At 46.2% G+C, this 16,042-nt stretch carries 17 protein-coding genes; 7 read left to right on the top strand and 10 right to left on the bottom strand.

The genetic code is table 11. From position 1 onward, the window contains the following. Positions 1 to 47: 47 nt before the first annotated feature. Complete coding sequence (gene rdgB / locus QUB30_RS13525; protein ID WP_333333978.1) at positions 48 to 638, bottom strand: RdgB/HAM1 family non-canonical purine NTP pyrophosphatase; 591 nt, start codon at positions 636 to 638, stop codon at positions 48 to 50. Positions 639 to 851: 213 nt separating this feature from the next. Beyond that, positions 852 to 2,276 (bottom strand): phosphoglucomutase/phosphomannomutase family protein, encoded by a 1,425-nt coding sequence (locus tag QUB30_RS13520; protein ID WP_333333976.1) that lies wholly within the window; start codon positions 2,274 to 2,276, stop codon positions 852 to 854. A gap of 317 nt (positions 2,277 to 2,593) precedes the next feature. Between QUB30_RS13520 and QUB30_RS13515 the strand changes: the two genes are divergently transcribed. Together QUB30_RS13515 and QUB30_RS13510 are read left to right on the top strand one after the other, a co-directional pair. Continuing rightward, positions 2,594 to 3,001 carry a hypothetical protein gene (locus tag QUB30_RS13515; protein WP_333333974.1) on the top strand — a complete coding sequence of 136 codons (408 nt, stop codon included), beginning with the start codon at positions 2,594 to 2,596 and terminating at the stop codon, positions 2,999 to 3,001. 365 nt (positions 3,002 to 3,366) lie between these two features. After that, the gene (locus QUB30_RS13510; protein WP_333333972.1) at positions 3,367 to 3,696 is read left to right on the top strand and encodes a hypothetical protein; all 330 of its coding nucleotides are present in this window, start codon (positions 3,367 to 3,369) and stop codon (positions 3,694 to 3,696) included. Between the two features lie 421 nt (positions 3,697 to 4,117). Here the strand turns inward: QUB30_RS13510 and QUB30_RS13505 are convergent, their stop codons facing one another. From QUB30_RS13505 to accA, 4 genes are all read right to left on the bottom strand, one after another. Next, a complete protein-coding gene (locus tag QUB30_RS13505) occupies positions 4,118 to 5,563 on the bottom strand; it encodes a tyrosine-type recombinase/integrase (protein WP_333333970.1) in 1,446 nt (481 codons plus the stop codon). A 581-nt stretch (positions 5,564 to 6,144) separates the two neighbouring features. Continuing rightward, entirely contained in the window at positions 6,145 to 6,879 is a 735-nt protein-coding gene (gene folE, locus QUB30_RS13500; protein ID WP_333333968.1) for a GTP cyclohydrolase I FolE, read from the bottom strand. 117 nt (positions 6,880 to 6,996) lie between these two features. Next, positions 6,997 to 7,722: an SDR family oxidoreductase gene (locus QUB30_RS13495; protein WP_333333966.1), complete on the bottom strand. Its 726-nt coding sequence runs from the start codon at positions 7,720 to 7,722 to the stop codon at positions 6,997 to 6,999. 250 nt (positions 7,723 to 7,972) lie between these two features. Beyond that, entirely contained in the window at positions 7,973 to 8,953 is a 981-nt protein-coding gene (gene accA, locus QUB30_RS13490) for an acetyl-CoA carboxylase carboxyl transferase subunit alpha (RefSeq protein WP_333333964.1), read from the bottom strand. 175 nt (positions 8,954 to 9,128) lie between these two features. Here accA and QUB30_RS13485 point away from each other — a divergent pair, with 175 nt between their 5' ends. Next, complete coding sequence (locus tag QUB30_RS13485; RefSeq protein ID WP_333333962.1) at positions 9,129 to 9,410, top strand: hypothetical protein; 282 nt, start codon at positions 9,129 to 9,131, stop codon at positions 9,408 to 9,410. A 78-nt stretch (positions 9,411 to 9,488) separates the two neighbouring features. Here QUB30_RS13485 and QUB30_RS13480 read toward each other — a convergent pair whose 3' ends face one another. Together QUB30_RS13480 and QUB30_RS13475 are read right to left on the bottom strand one after the other, a co-directional pair. Beyond that, a complete protein-coding gene (locus QUB30_RS13480) occupies positions 9,489 to 10,511 on the bottom strand; it encodes a long-chain acyl-[acyl-carrier-protein] reductase (protein ID WP_333333960.1) in 1,023 nt (340 codons plus the stop codon). A gap of 149 nt (positions 10,512 to 10,660) precedes the next feature. Continuing rightward, entirely contained in the window at positions 10,661 to 11,353 is a 693-nt protein-coding gene (locus QUB30_RS13475; RefSeq protein ID WP_333293278.1) for an aldehyde oxygenase (deformylating), read from the bottom strand. Between the two features lie 71 nt (positions 11,354 to 11,424). On the opposite strand from QUB30_RS13475, the gene QUB30_RS13470 reads away from it, so the two are divergent. From QUB30_RS13470 to QUB30_RS13460, 3 genes are all read left to right on the top strand, one after another. Then, complete coding sequence (locus tag QUB30_RS13470; RefSeq protein WP_333303059.1) at positions 11,425 to 11,616, top strand: hypothetical protein; 192 nt, start codon at positions 11,425 to 11,427, stop codon at positions 11,614 to 11,616. A gap of 231 nt (positions 11,617 to 11,847) precedes the next feature. After that, a complete protein-coding gene (locus QUB30_RS13465) occupies positions 11,848 to 12,666 on the top strand; it encodes a carbohydrate ABC transporter permease (protein ID WP_333333958.1) in 819 nt (272 codons plus the stop codon). Between the two features lie 241 nt (positions 12,667 to 12,907). Next, complete coding sequence (locus tag QUB30_RS13460; protein ID WP_333333956.1) at positions 12,908 to 13,156, top strand: transporter suffix domain-containing protein; 249 nt, start codon at positions 12,908 to 12,910, stop codon at positions 13,154 to 13,156. Between the two features lie 60 nt (positions 13,157 to 13,216). On the opposite strand, the gene QUB30_RS13455 is transcribed toward QUB30_RS13460, so the two are convergent. Then, the gene (locus QUB30_RS13455; RefSeq protein WP_333333955.1) at positions 13,217 to 14,245 is read right to left on the bottom strand and encodes a hypothetical protein; all 1,029 of its coding nucleotides are present in this window, start codon (positions 14,243 to 14,245) and stop codon (positions 13,217 to 13,219) included. A 116-nt stretch (positions 14,246 to 14,361) separates the two neighbouring features. Here QUB30_RS13455 and QUB30_RS13450 point away from each other — a divergent pair, with 116 nt between their 5' ends. After that, on the top strand, positions 14,362 to 14,496 hold the full coding sequence (locus QUB30_RS13450; protein WP_333333953.1) for a hypothetical protein: 135 nt from the start codon (positions 14,362 to 14,364) through the stop codon (positions 14,494 to 14,496). A gap of 43 nt (positions 14,497 to 14,539) precedes the next feature. Here the strand turns inward: QUB30_RS13450 and QUB30_RS13445 are convergent. Next, the coding region (locus tag QUB30_RS13445; protein ID WP_333333951.1) for an efflux RND transporter permease subunit at positions 14,540 to 16,042 on the bottom strand (1,503 nt) is incomplete at its 5' end.

Here is a 16,042-nt window from a genome sequence, read left to right as displayed (position 1 = left end):
AGTTCTGATGTCTGATTGCCAATTCCCATGCCCCTGTTTTTTTTGCCTCAGTTTTGGTTGACAATATTCGCCATTTGTGGTAGTAAAGCATGGAAGGCTCGACCGCGATGAGAGTGCGATCGCTTGATATCGGGTGTCATTTCTGCAAAAGTCTGTTGCTGTGCGGGTACGTAAAAAATGGGGTCATATCCGAAACCTCCGGTACCGCGAGTAGCGTGCAGAATTTCGCCCCGACAAATTCCTTCTACTTGCAAGGCAATTGTACCGTCGGGACGGGCGATCGCGATCGCGCAGACAAATTGTGCTTCCCGGTTTTGTTCGTTGCCTAATTCTTTGAGGAGTCGAGATATCCTGTCAGCATCGGTTTTCCCGTAGCGCGCGGAATAAATCCCGGGTTGACCGTCGAGTGCATCTACCATTAAACCAGAATCATCGGCGATCGACCATTGGCCGGTTGCTTTTGCCACTTCAGACGCCTTCAAGCAAGCATTAGCAATAAAAGTTTCGCCTGTTTCCTCGATTTCCAACTCTTCCGGTTTGAGTTGCAATTCCCATCCCAACTCCTGAAGATAAACTTGCATTTCCTTGAGTTTACCCGAATTGCCCGTAGCTACAACTAACAATTTGCGATCGGTCATTATTTCAATTAAAACTTACGGATTGATATTAACAAAAAAACGTCGCACACTCGCAAATAAGTTATATTGTTTCTGGTTGGTAGGGAATCTGTTACTTGTAGGCTGGGAAATAATAGGATTTTTTGACCGCAGATATCGGCGGATGAACACTGATTAACGCTGATAGTATTTGAGCTGTTTTTATCGGCGTTTATCTGCGGTTCAAAACTCCGATTAATTTTGCGCCCAAGTTTTCGCCCAGTTTAAGTTTTGCATAACTTCTTTCAAGGTCGCTGCTTCTGAATACAGCCGCAACACTGGTTCGGTTCCGCTAAACCGAATTAACAGCCAGCTTCCGTCGGCTAAACGGAATTTATATCCGTCAACTTTGTTGCAATCTACAACTGCTTTGCCGGCGATTTCTGTTAAGGGTTGATTTTGCAGCAGCGACAGCAAACGCGACCTTTCTTCCATGTTTGCTAAGTGCAAGTCGATTCTGTCATAAGCTGAAGTAAAGCTTGTTTCTTGTTGCAGTCGGCTGTAAATTTCGCTTAAGTCTTCCCCTGATTTGACAACTGCTTCTAACAAGTACAGCGCTGACAGCAAAGCATCTCGTTCGGGAATGTGCGTACCGTAGCCAATTCCTCCCGATTCTTCGCCGCCGACTAAGACTTGGGTTGTTAACATTCGATCGGCTATATACTTGTAACCGATCGGCGTTTCAAATAATGGCAAGTTGTACAGCTTGGCAATTTTGGGAATTATGTCTGAACCGCTGACTGTTTTGATGACTTCCCCGGTCAAGCCGCGCCGTGAAGCTAAATGTTCGATTAATATGGGAACTAGGATTTGTGAACTGAGAAAGTTGCCGCTAGAGTCAACGGCTGCAATTCGATCGCTATCTCCGTCAAATACAAATCCGATTGACAAACCAGAACTTTGTCGCTGGTGAGTGCGCATCACCCGAAATAACTGCGACAGGTAGCGCGGCAAAGGTTCCGGTGCACCGCCGCCGAACAGCGGATCTCGATCGCTGTTGACTTCGTGTACTATTTCTTCTAAAATTTGAGCTAATCCTCCTGCTGCGGCACCGTGCATTACATCTACAAATACTGTAATTTTGCCGCTGGCGATCGCTTCTTTAATCGCCTCAATATCTACCATTTCCCGCAAGGTTTTGCAGTAAGCCGGCCAAGGATTGAAATTCTCTAATTTCCCGGGAGTTTCTGAAAGTGCCGCCGGATTTTCGAGTTTTGCTTCTATCTGTTGAGTAACTTCGGGCGAAACTGAACCGCCAAATCCGCCCTTGACTTTTAACCCTAAATATGGACCGGGATTGTGGCTGGCTGTCAGGACGATCGCACCCAAAGCATTTAATTGTTTGGCAGCTAAACTGAAAGCTGGAGTGGGGGCGTAGGATTCGCTAAGCAGCACGTCAAATCCTGCGTTTTGGATAGCAACGGCCGCTGTTTTGGCAAATTCTTCAGCCAGAAATCGGCGGTCGTGACCGACAATTACGGTACCGCTGCTGCCATCGCTGCCGCCGGTTTGTGCGAGAACTTGTGCCGCTAAGGGAGCGACTAACGCTACGCGATCAAATGTAAAATCGTCAGCAATGATGCCGCGCCAGCCATCTGTACCGAATTTAATAGGATTCATGAACGCTTCGCAATTTCAATACTTTTGATTACTGTAATCTTACTTTCTAGACACTTTCTAGTCAACTAACGTATTTACGTCGTTTCAGACGTTGAGCTAGCTTACTTAGAGAGAGCGTAAATTCTAGAAGATTTCTAGTCTAACTTTACCGACACCACAGTGTCCGCTATACCCAACTCTCTCCCAACGATTTGAGGGGTTCTGGGAGTAACTGAAAGTAGTAAATCCCTGTGTCACGGGGTTGACAGTCTTAAATCGGTACTGTTATAGTAAGCGAAGCGCCTGACACAGGCGATAAACCTTGTTAAACTACTACTATGCCAAACCCCACTGGACACATCGACTCAATCAAGAAAACTCAGTTTTCCTCCCCCTGGCGGTCGGGTGCTACCCGCACCATCCGAGTGCCGATCGCTTTAGCTGATACAACCCTCGAATATGCTCGACAGCTTGATAAAGGTATTGAACCGCACGACACAGTGAATAGTGCCAGTCCTAAAATAGAAGTAAGTGTAACTCTATCCCCTGACACACGCGATTCGAGTGATGAAGTGAATAGGTTGAAGGATGAGGTTGAACGGTTGCAGAACGAGTTAGGTAACCTGCGGGTGCAAAGTGAACTGCCAGAGGCAGCCAACCTGCTTAACCAGTTGAAGGCTAAAAGGAAGAAATCGACAGCCTCGCTTGCTGATGTAGAGGCACTTTTGGAGATGATTGAGGGGTAAACCCCAAAAAGGGAATTAGGAAGCTGCGCCCCTTAAAAGGGGGCTTTATTTCTGTTCCTAGTAAAACAGACTATTTAAGAGTATTTGAGTGTATTTCTGAGCTTAGCCGCCTAAGTTAGGCGGCTATTTCTCAAAATGAAGGTATTTGCCCGAATTTGCGGCTTGACTTGAAGTGTCATTTACTGCGATCGTCAAAGCACGAGAGACAGCCACCGGGATTGGGCCCCGATGACCGCTGTTTTCTCAATTGGAATTAGCAATTGAGAACATTATTTTGTAAAAAAGGACTTAACTGTCGAGGATAAATGGAAATCGAGACTACCCCCTGGCACGAAACGAGAAGCCTTATCTCGCCCCAAATCGAGATGCTTCAAGAAGGAGGAATGATTCAGTACAAAAAATCGTTCCTTAAAACCGAAAGCCCTAAGTCAGCGACACTTAAGTCAAGATTTCTATCCTACAACGCAAATTACGTCAAATATTGCTTCCTCAAAGAGTTTTATCAACTTTTGTTTGACGGCACTAGGCAGAAGGTGTTTGAGAGTGACGACAACGAGCTAGTTGCCTTGCTGGCTGAGGTTGTAACTGACTTTACTCAATACTGCCGAGAGCAGCCCTCGGAGGAAAACGCCCGCCAACTGTTTCGGACATTTTGCAAAGCTCACCTTTACAGGTCGGCTGCTAAGGGGTCATAATTTCGCATATTTTTGTGCTGCAAAACCTATAGGGTTGAGAAATATTTTGCCGTAAATCACGGCAGGAAAACTTGTTCAAACCTGCTAGGTTTCGACAAGTACATCCCAGCTACAAGAGCTGGTAGCCAGGATGTCCGAACAGACTGTTCCCCCCAGTTGAGTAAAATTGATCGGTATTGATTTATCAAGGTTCTAAGTTTTGCCCGGTCTAACAGCCGGGTTTTTATTGGCTATTTACCTTCTTTTCACAGATAGCCGCCTAAGTTAGGCGGCTAAGCCAGAAAATACACACAAATACTCAGAGGCCCTTCTTGTTTCGTTCACGTCATGCACACAGTTCGATTGAAAGTTTCCTTCTTCCGTGCCGTGCGATCGGCAATAAAAAACCGCCCTTTTTAGGGGGCGGTCGGTAGGGTGAGGGTTAAGCTTCAATAATTTGGGTGTTTTCAGTGACCCCTAGATAGTGCTTGAGAATTACATCAACGCTGTTACCACAAGAAGTAGCGATATAAAGCAAAGCGTTGTTGTCGTGCTTGTTAGCGTGAGCAGCAAGAGTAATGTACGTGTGACGAGTATGGTATTGGGGCAGGTAGCCAGAGATTTTACCTTCATCGGCTAGTTGTCGGACTATACCGGGGTAGTAATAAGTTTTGGTAGTTCCATCGGCAAGTATTCTTTTGCTAGTATGGTAAAGCCAGTGATTTTTTAACAAAGAAGCTGTTATACCTCCACCTTTACTGTTAGCAAAAACCAATTTAGAATCAATACTTTTTTGTTTTATCGCCAAAAGTAATTCCTCTAAACTGGATTTTGCTTTAAAGTAAAACAAACGTATCTCACCTGTTTTAGTTTCCTTGACCTTACGTGTTGATGCACCTAGTGATTTGCTAAATCGAATTACTCGGCGTTCAAAGTCGATATCGTTCCAAGTAAGTGCAAAAGCTTCACTTGTCCTACAACCTGTTAAAAAATAAAACTGAACTAAAGGAGCTATACATTCACTTGCGGTAAGAGATTCTGACTCGTAAAAGGCTTGGATGATGGTATCGCGTTCTTCTTTGGTGAAAGCACGTCGGTCATTCTCAAGTTCTTTTTCGTCTTGTATCTCGTACCACTCCTTAAGTTCACCGTTCACCATTTTGGGTGAGTATTTATCCTGAGTGGTTTGATGTGGCGTTGCGTACTCTTCTAAATCGACAAAAGGATCTGTCGTTATTTCATGTCGCAATAACCCTTTAGTTTTTGAAAAATCAAATGCTCGTTTAATTTCTCTGAAAAACAAAGATTTAGCGTGAGATTTAATTTTTCCTAGTTCGCCATTAAGTTGTTTGTCGTTTAAGGAAAACTCAGAAAGAGGACGGTTGTCAGCTCCCTTGTACGTTCTAGCTTGCTTGTCCCAAAGTTTTCCATAAATTATATTAGAAAACTTTCTTTCATAAGTAGCCCTAAACGTAGTCTCTTCAACAACAGTCTTCTTCCACTCTAGGTACGCTTCCCACATCTCCCCTACCGTAATTTCAGGCTCAGGTTGTTTAGCTCCCGGTAGTTGAAGTACGTCGGCTAGTTTGGCGTACTTGCCGCCCCCCAGTCCGTACTTAGCGAGAGTAGGGTCAAACAGTTTTTCCCACTCGGGGTGATCGAGGTCTACTTCAAGTGCGATCGCTAATTGGGTAGCTCGCTTCCAGTCCTCGGGGTTGTCCTTATAGCCGTATTTGCCTATTCCTAGGCACTTGGGCTTGCCGTTGAGTGACTTTCCGTCCAGTTGTTCCCACAGAGGGTTATGGCGCTTGGGGAAGCGCAAGGCAAGACTGCCTTTGTCAGAGTACACGGTTACATCGCAAGGTTGGGGACGCTTGTCAGCTCTCATGGTGTTTTGCTCCAAAGTATTGATTTATCAAGGTTCTGCTTTTTCTAGACTTTTTCTAGATTATTGCTCTAGTCTACTTTTTTGGAGATAGCCGCCTAACATAGCAGCCTATGTTTCAAAACAGTATAACAAAGTTACTACTAGATTGAATTTGATTCATTAGTCACAAATCATGAGTCACCCGTCTATTTTATGGGTTTATCAGTCGATCGTCATCCGATTTGAGATTTGAGATTTGAGATTTGAGATTTTGGAATCGCTCCCGCAGCCTTTACTCTGGCTATTGACCGAAAGCATCCAGGATACAAGCCCCCGGATTCATCCGTCCAGAAATAAAAAACGTGTATCCGATCGACAAGCCCCCGAATTTATCCGTGGGGTCAATGCTTCAATGCTTCAATTCTAAAATCTAAAATCTAAAATCTAAAATCTAAAATCGATTGGCTGTTGACTGTTGACTGCTGACTGTTAGTTATCATTAGCCTTGCTTGATAGATGATGTTGGGTTTCGTCCCTCAACCCAACCTACTAATTACTGTTAACTGCCAACTGCCAACTGCCAACTGCCAACTCTCAACTGACTAAAAGAATGCGGGTTGGTGGCGGATCAAATTCAGGAATTCTTCCCGAGTTTTCTGTTCCTCTTGAAACACGCCCAACATGGCACTCGTAACCGTCCAAGCACCGGGTTTTTGCACGCCCCGCATCGTCATGCACATATGGCTGGCTTCCATGACTACAGCTACTCCCTTCGGTTCCAATATTGTCTGAACTGCTTCGGCAATTTGACGTGTCAAACGTTCCTGCACCTGCAACCGACGGCTGTACATCTCGGAAATTCTGGCTAATTTGCTCAGTCCCACTACTTTTTGGTTGGGAATGTAAGCAATGTGAACTCGACCCATAAACGGCAGCATATGGTGTTCGCACATACTGAATACGCTGATGTCTCGCACCAGTACCATTTCGTTGTGACCTTCGTCAAAGATAGCGCCGTTGAGGAGTTCTTCTAGGGATTGACTGTACCCGCTGGTGAGAAACCGCATTGCTTCTGCTACCCGCTTTGGGGTTTTGAGCAATCCTTCGCGTTCGGGATCTTCTCCTACTCCCAGCAGCAGGGTGCGAACCGCCTCCATCATTTCTTCCTGGCCAACTTCTGAGGGTACGGGTACGCTGGATTCTTGACCGTGCGAGGAATTGCGATCTGGTCGAATGGGGATGCGCGGGGAGTTATTATCTGCGGTTTGTAACAGTTTCATGCTGTCAGTCGAGAGTGAGTTCGAGCCATTGGAATCGGTGGAAGATGCAATTGTCATAACAAGTTGGTGTGAGGGTGAATCGATTTTAGATTTTAGATTTTCGATAGGGGGATATAGCGAGAGATTCAAAGATTGTTGAATTCGAGAAAAATCCAGCAGTCTCAAATCTCAAGTTCACAAAACTCCTGCGTTGGACATGAGGGTGATTTCTTCAATTACTGCACTCGCTGGCAACTGAACTGCGTGCAGAATTGATTGCGCGACGATTTCTGGCGTTAACATGGCGGTGCGATCGAAGTCGGATTGCACGGTGTTTGTGTCCCACATGGGAGTGTTGACAGAACCCGGACAGATTGCTGTTACCCGAATTCCGCGAGCCCGTTCTTCGGCGGCTAAGGTTTTAGATAAAGCCATGAGACCGAATTTGCTGACGCAGTAGGCTCCCCAGTTAGGGAAAGTTTGGCTGCCGGCGATCGAGGAAACGTTGATGATGATTCCCGATCCGCGATCGCGCATGGAGGGCAAAACTCCTAGAATGCACTGCCAAACGCTAGTAAGATTGAGGTCTAAAACGCTCTGCCAGTCGGCTAGCGACGTTTCCGTCAAGGAGCCGGTGTAGCCCATACCCGCGCTGTTGACCAGGATATCTACGGGGCCGAATTGAGCTGCGATCGCGCTGATGCTGCTTTGCACTTGCTCAATTTTTGCCAAGTCTAAGGGATAAGCTTCTGCTTTCACTCCGACTTTTCTGGCTGCGGCGGCAACGGCTTCTAAGTTTTCTGACTCTCGGCTAACTAAGGCCAGATTTATGCCCTCGGCGGCGAACGCTAGAGCCGTCGCTTTGCCAATACCGCTGCTAGCTCCGGTAATCAGAGCCTGCTTTGTGGTTGGATGGTTCATTCAGTGTCCTAATACTTTCGCTCGGCAACTCCCTACAGCGTTGCAGCCTTCTTCGGCAAATTAGACAACTGTCTGCTGCGGGCGATAACAGTTAATTATGAGATCAACATTAAGAACTGTTAAGCCGGTGTCACCTGAAAAATTATAACACTGCTGACTGATTCGCAGAATAGTGACTGGTGAGTTATCAGTTATGAGTTGGAAGTTAAGAGATTTTTCACTCATAACCGATAACTCTGAATCGATCGGCTCAAGCAGAAATTTCAGTGAATACACCGATGTGGCGAAACTTTTGATACCGGAGCTGCCGTCGCTGCTGAGCCGTAAGCTGTGTCAGTTCTGCTAAGTTTTCCAACAAAGCTTGTTTGAGTAGGGAAGCGGCTTTGAGGGGATTCGAGTGAGCGCCGCCGATCGGCTCTGGTACTATTTGATCGAGAACGCCGAGGTTTTTCAAATCCCAGGAAGTAATTTTGAGGGCTTCTGCGGCCAAGTTAGCTTTGCCAGAGTCTTTCCAGAGAATGGCCGCGCAAGCTTCGGGGGTGGCGACGGTGTAGACGGAATGTTCCAGCATCAACAGCCGCTCGCCGACACCGATACCCAATGCGCCGCCGGAACCGCCTTCGCCGATGACGGTGCAAATAATGGGAACGTCGAGGCGAAACATTTCTCGGAGGTTGCAGGCTATCGCCTCTCCCTGTCCTAGCTGTTCTGCTTCTAAGCCCGCCCAAGCCCCGGGAGTGTCGATAAACGTGAAAATCGGCATTCCGAAGCGATCGGCGTGTTCCATCAACCGCAGGGCTTTGCGGTAGCCGCCGGGAGCTGCCATGCCGAAGTTGCGGGCGATATTGTCTTTAGTGTCGCGCCCTTTTTGATGACCGATGATGACTGTGGGACGCCCGTCTATGCGGGCAATTCCGCCGACGAGGGCCGGGTCGTCTCCGCCGCGCCGATCGCCGTGAAGCTCGATCCACTCGTCGCTAATTGCCTGAATGTAATCGAGGGTACTGGGGCGGCGCGGGTGACGGGCGAGTTGCAGTCGCTGCATGGGGGACAAGCTGCTGAAAATCTCTTGTCGCAGTTGAGCCGAACGCGCTTCGAGTTTGCGAATTTCGTCGGTGACATCGACGCTGTTTTCTTCGGCGAGTTGGCGAATCTGGTGAATTCTGGTTTCGAGTTCGGCCAGGGGCTTTTCAAAATCTAAGAGTAGTGGTTTGCGGTCGGGGTTTGCCACGCTGATAATTTCTATAAGGTTTTAAGGTTTTGTGGATCGACTATTTCCCGATCCTACCCTGTCAGGGGATGCTGAAAAAGAGGGGAAGTTTTGAATTTTGAATTTTGAATTTTGCTTTGCTTAGCAACCTGGTTGAAAACCAGAGGCTTGAGCCTCGTTTTTTGCTACACTATTATTGCTTGCTTCTGATGTTTACGCGCATATTACTCCGCGCCGCTCGGCTCCCGACAGCCACAAAAGACCTAACCCTGAACTGTTCCCAAGTCCAATCAGCGACACCAGCGCGATCGAGCTCACCTCTACGGAAGCTTTAACAGCCCTGTCTATATTAGCTGTTGTCGCCGACCATCAAATATCAGAAAAAAGACAAACTCTTGTCGCTAATCCCCTGGGCTGGTTGAGAACTACACACAACTTTTCTTTTCGTCGTGCGATCGGACATAATGTTAACGGTTAACTGTTAACTCTCTCAAAAAAGTTACTGGTTATTATCAGAAAAACTTTCCGCAATAACCAATAACTGCAACAAATCACATCAAAATGACATTAAAGGTCGGAAACCGTGTTTAACTGAAATCTCACCGATTTGCTCCATTTTTTCGACAGTAATTTGATTCCGTCCCCAAGAAAAATTGGTATACAATTTTTCAAATTCCAGCAGCATTGATTCGGCAAAACAGGCAAACAACTGTCTGCCCGGCACATCCATATTGACAATCTTCATAATTTTCCACTCAATATCGAGGGAATGCTCCACAATGCCGCCATTGAGTACGTAAATTTCTGGATGCTGAACCTGAGTTGCCAAATTTTTCGGATAGCCACCGTCAATCAATAAACAGGGTTGCTTCAATGTCTTAGGGTCAATTTCTACTCCCTTTGGCATACTGGCTACCCAGACTACAATATCCGCTTGGGGCAGGGCTTCTTCCAAATCCATGATTTTGCCTCGCCCCAATTCCGATTGCAAATCTTGCAATCGTTCTTTGTCGCGGGCAATCAGCAACAATTCTGCTACATTTGTTTTAACATTGAGCCAGCGACACACCGCACTGCCAATATCCCCAGTAGCACCGCAAACCGCTACAGTGGCTTTTGAAAGTTCAATTCCCAATTTTGGGGCTGCTTGTTCTACTTGACGGCAGAGGATGTAAGCGGTGTGAGTGTTACCAGTGGTGAAGCGTTCAAACTCCAACTTGAGATTGCGAATTTGCTTAATTTGCTGCAAGTTGAAAGTCTCAAAAATGATCGAAGAAAAGCCGCCTAAAGCAGTGATGTTAATCCCGTTTTTTTGAGCGTGTGCCATCGCATTAAGGATTTTGCGAGTGGCTGCTTTAATCCGGCGAGTGGCTAGCATTTCTGGCAGAAAACAGGACTCCACATAGCGGCCTTCTATTTTTTGTCCAGTGATGCTTGTTACGGTGATCTGATCAACTATTTGGGGCGGTGCGCTGCACCAAAAATCGAGACCTTGATCGGCATATTCTGGATAGCCCAGCTCGTTAGCTACTGATTGGGCGTGTTCTAAGCTGGTTAAGTGACCGATTAGACCAAACATTAAGTTGTCAAATGAAGGAAGATTGAAGATTGAAGATGGAAAATGGAAGATGGAAGATGGGAAGATTAAAAATTTATATTTTAAAATGAGGTATCCCATTTTTGATTTTTTATTTTTAATTTTTTTCCCATTCCTTATTTCCTAATTAACTAGGCTGCTAAGCCTTGTGCTGACATCCGCATGATGTCGCGGCTGTTAAAGCCTATGTTGCCTAGAGCTTCGCCGTAGGCAATCATAAAGTCTTCGATTAAAGCGTCTTTTTCCATACCCAAAACGCGGGCATCGTCTGCGACAGAGTTTAGCAGTCTCCAGATGATGGGCAGGTTTTGGCGGTTGGCAGCTTCGAGTTCGGCTTTGGATTCCTCAAAGTGAGCTTGCAGCCAGACTTCCCCAAAGTTGAGGTGGGTGTATTCTTCTTTGACGACGCCTTCGGTGATTTTGCGAGCAAAGTCATCGGCGACGGGGATGTAGATGTTGTAAGCTGCGATCGCAAAACACTCGATAATTAGCGATTGAATCAACAAGCAAGTTACAATCTGACCTTGGGCCGCAGCCGTCTGGAAGTTTTTGTGCAGTTCCGAAAAGAACTGCTTGGCAAATGCCATGTCCGGCGTGACTTTAAGATTCCGGCCACAAGCTTGGAAGCCTTTCATGTGGCGGTTCTCCATCTTGGACAAGCCAACTAACTCTGCTTTTTTGTCAGCCAACAGTTCGGCCAGTGTCAGGTAATTGTCGTGAGCTTCTTGTTCGCCTTCAATCACAATGGCGTTGATGCGGCTGTAAGCATCTTTGTAAGTTTCGGTTTGAAAGTCAATTGTTGGGCTGGCCTCAAGCTGGGGCATAGATATGTAGTCTCCTCATATTAAGCTTGTGGGATGTCTGCAAACCCCTTTCAAATTGGGGGTCAGTGACTGTGCACTTTACCTTTTTTGAACGCACCCCATCTAAATCAGAGATTATAGCTGAGGATTCTTTCGACAAAGAACTTTTCTTTGACGTTCCGGGAAAAACTGGCGTCCTCAGCGTGTTTGGCGGACTTTTGCCGTCGAACACTCCAGAAAGACTATCGCTAGAATGCTATCTATTTACTAATTACTTGAATTAGTCGTTAGTCGCTCTTTTGCCCGGAAATAGATGATAGAAATACGGTCTATGTCTCCACCTTTCAGGGTTTTACAGTACCAACTCTATCTATAACATTATATCCTAACCACAACTTCCTCCCTAGGTACTCCTTCTTTCCCTCTACGACTATTATGTTGTTGTATGGGAATCTGGGAGGCGATCGGGTTGGAGAACCTCACAGGCTTATTATTTTAGGTTAATTCACAAATTTATGGGTAAATCCTTTGACAGGTCTCAAACGCTGGAACTGCTGAGTTTTATTTTGTTGCTGGCGGGTGCTGCGCTGGTGCTGCTGCCACTAGCTGCTGTATTTTGGGTTTCCTTATCACCATCTGGTGTCGGTGTCAAGGCCACAGGCCTGACTTTTGCGAACTATCAGGAGGCTTGGCGACGGGGCAATTTTTTGTTGGCATTTGTTAATTCTACTCTAGTGGCGATCGCAGTAACTGCTTTTCAGGTTGTGACTTCTGCTTTAGCCGGTTACGCCTTGGCCAGGCTGAAGTTTCGCGGGCGACAGGCGATTGTGTTGGGGGTTTTGGCGACGCTGGTAATTCCATTTCAGCTTTTGGTGATTCCGATTTTCTTGGTTTTGAAGTGGGGGCATCTGCTGAATACCTACGGGGCGCTGATTTTGCCGACGGCGGCTAACGGTTTTGGGATTTTTCTGCTGCGCCAGTATTTTATGACTGTTCCGGTGGAGTTGGAGGAGGCGGCAATGCTGGATGGGGCTAACCGCTGGCAGGTTTTGTGGCAGGTGATGTTACCTTTGGCCCGCCCTGCTTTGGTGACTCTGTTTTTGTTTACGTTTATCGGGGAGTGGAACGATTTGTTTAAGCCGCTGGTGTTTACGACGCGGCCCGAGTTGCGGACTGTGCAGTTGGTTCTGGCCGAATTTCAGGAACAGTTTACTAGCAGTTGGCAGTTGTTGATGGCGGCGGTGGTAATTGGAACTGTACCGGTGGTGTTGCTGTTTTTGGCCGGTCAACGAGAGTTTATACGGGGGATTGCGGCGACGGGGATTAAGAATTGAGTTGGAAATGCTTCGCAATTAAGTTTGTAGTCATTTGTTGAACAATTCTCAAGAACAGGCAAGATGCCTGTTCCACAAATACTAAATATTCTTGTGGAACAGGCATCTTGCCTGTTGCTGACATTGGTACAAGATGTGAATTTGCAGTCACTCGGCAATTGAAATCGCTACTATACAAACGAAGTTCTCTTTAAGTGGACTAAGATATAAAGGGGATATTAAAGCTGTAGTATGTGAATCTATGCAGAAGCTCGGTTTGTTTTTATTTATCGTATCTTTTGTACCATGGTTAGTAGTCTTATTTATTGTGCCCTTCCTGCCGCTGAACCTTACGCAAAAAACTACTTTATCTGTCGTTTTGGTTGTTGTGGCAGAAGTTTGTTTTTGGATTAGCGTGGTGCTGTTGGGGAAAGAAGTAGTTACCAAATATCGGCGTTATTTGAATCCCCGCTATCTTTGGAAAAAAATCAGAAATTTTAACCGCAGATGAACAGGAATACACGCCCATAATGAGCCGGAAGGTTGGTGTTTATCTGCGGTCAAGGTTGAGCTATTCGCTAAAAATTTGCAAGCGAATAGAGCGTTCTCCGTCTCCGAAATCTACTTCAATCTTTTCTCCCGAAAGACTGTCCAAGCATCCCAAAAGCAACCGCAAATTGGGTGTGCTTGCTCCTGTATCCACGTATAATCTATCTGCCAAACTGCCTAAACGCTTCCAAATTGTGTAGAGTTTGACTACTGTTTGTTCTAGCTGTGCGGCTTGTTTTACAACGTCTGCGGTGGTTCCCAAACAGCCTACTCGCAAAGATTCTTCTAAGGCCATTTCCATGTCGAGGTGCGACTGATTGAGAGCTTGCACTTGGGCGGCGGCGTCGAGATATTTAGATAAGTTTTTGGCGTCGGATGTTAGCTGTTTGACAGTATCTACGTCGGGATTTTCTGCTACTTCTTTTTGAATTTCGCTTTGGTGAGATGGGGAAAGTTTCTCCATTTCTTTGACTAAAGGAGCGAGGTAGCGGGAAGGTAGAGAACCGCTAGATGCTTTTTCTTTGACTTCTTCTGGCAATAAATCTGAGTTCATTGCCATCCATTCGTCGGAGAGTTGTTTGACTTCGCGGCGGGTGATGCGATCGCCATTTGCGGCTGCATCTGTTACCATTTGCTGCACTTGGGGGGATGCTTTGGCGGTTTCTACAAAGGCTCTTTTGCTGAAGTTTCTAATGGAATCTGGGTCTAAATCTCCTTGCTCGATCAGAGTATCTGCACTATTAGCTAATTCTATTAGAGAATAGGCTTGACTTTTGCCAATTTCTCTTTCTTTGAGCCAGTTCAAAAAGCCAGTGCCGCGTCCTTCGCCGCCTTTTTTTTCTCTGTCTCTAACTGTTCGGAGAATGCGTCCCCGCCAAATGTCGGTTTGCAAGTCGAAGCGATCGCACACTTTCCAGGCATTGTCAACCTGATTTTCAAAATCAAAGTCTGGTATTTGTTCGTCTTCTGGGTCTGGCAATTGGAAATTGATATCGGTAAAGCCGTTGAGGGCTTCTGCAAGTTCTGCGGGATTTAGGGGGACTTCAGCCATTAGGAAAAATTTGTGTAGTGCAACAGCCGGTTTAATTGGGAACTTGCACGGGTTGACAGTTGAGACGCTATATGTAGCGGTAAGGTAGGCAAGATTTACCTACTAATAGAGCTTTTGTGCAAGTCATATCATTATTGCACGATGGGGTGCGATCGGACGATCGCTACCTGCACAAAAAATCTTCTCCGACAGTAGCCGCACAGCGTCGCCACAATAAAAAAGTCGGTGGCACAGATAGTCTGGTATTTTGAAGAAAGAACCACTAACGGGATAGTTGAAGGAACTAATTACCAACTACAATGGCGATACTTTATCGCGTTCAATCTCCTCGTGGGGAGTTGTTTTCCCGTTCAAAATTGTGCCATCCTCGGGCAGATTGTCTACTCGATCGCGCTTCTTAAAGCGATCGCGAGCCGAGACAACCACCACATACAGAACCGGCACCATAAACAAACTCAAGACAGTAGAAACAACCATCCCCCCCGCGATCGCATTCCCTAGCGATCGGCGGCTCGCTGCACCCGCACCTTCTGGGTTAACCAGAGGAGCAATACCCAAAACGAAAGCCAGAGAAGTCATCAAAATCGGTCGTAAACGCTCTTGAGAAGCCTCAACTGCCGCCTTAGCAATTGAATATCCCTGCTCCCGTAACTGGTTCGCAAACTCCACAATTAAAATCGCATTTTTACTTGACAATCCAATCAACATCACCAAACCAATCTGGCAATAAACATCATTCGCCAAACCCCGCAACGACTGAGCTAAAAGAGCGCCTAAAATCGCCAGAGGCACCGATAGCAAAATAATGAAAGGATCGACATAATTTTCATACTGCGCCGCCAAAACCAAAAACACAAAAATCAGTCCCAAACCAAAAATAATCGGTGCTTGACCGCCCGACTCAATTTCTTCTAAAGAACTCCCCGACCATTCATAGCCAAAACCCGAGGGCAAAACTTCAGCCGACACCTTTTCCATCGATTTTAGCGCCTGTCCAGAACTCGAGCCCGGAGCCGGAGTGCCAGTAATTTCAATTGACCTATATAAATTGTAGTGGTTAACAGTTTGCGCCCCCACCACCGGAGTTATCTTCACCAAATTGCTCAAAGAAATCATTTCATTCTTTCCAGAACGCACATACAATTTCCCAATATCTTCAGGGTTATCACGAAACTGTTTATCCGCCTGAACATACACCCGATAATTGCGCTGCTGCAGGTTAAAATCGTTCACATACTGAGCACCCAGAGCAGTTTGTAACGTACTGAAAACATCATCAATGGGAATATCTAGAGCCTTAGCTCGATTGCGGTCAACCTCCACAATTAACTGAGGCGTATTCGCTGCAAACGTACTAAATACCGCCTGCAATCCCGGTGTCTGATTTGCCTGCTTTAAAATCCCGCCCATAGTCTGGACTAAGCCATCTAAACCGCTGTTACCTTTGCGGTCTTGCAATTGAAATTGGAAACCCCCAAATTGACCTAAACCTTGAATTGCAGGCGGATTAACTGGAAAAATTCTCGCTTCTGGAATCCCGAAAAACTTACCACGCAACTTATCAATAATCGCTTGTACAGTTTGATCTTTTCCGTGACGTTCTTCCCAGGCTTTAAGTGTAGTAAATATAATGCCTTGATTAGAAGTGCTACCGCTAAAACCAAATCCACCCACTGAAAAAGTCCCGACAACTTCAGGAAGTTTGAGGATTTCTGCTTCTACTTGGTCCATTACTTTCTGAGTGTATTGCAGCGAAACACCTTGGGGCCCTTGAATAATTGTCAGAAAATAGCCCTG

The sequence above is a fragment of the Microcoleus sp. BROC3 genome, assembly GCF_036702515.1.
Lineage (GTDB): Bacteria > Cyanobacteriota > Cyanobacteriia > Cyanobacteriales > Microcoleaceae > Microcoleus.
This window is presented reverse-complemented; position numbering and strand designations above follow the sequence as displayed.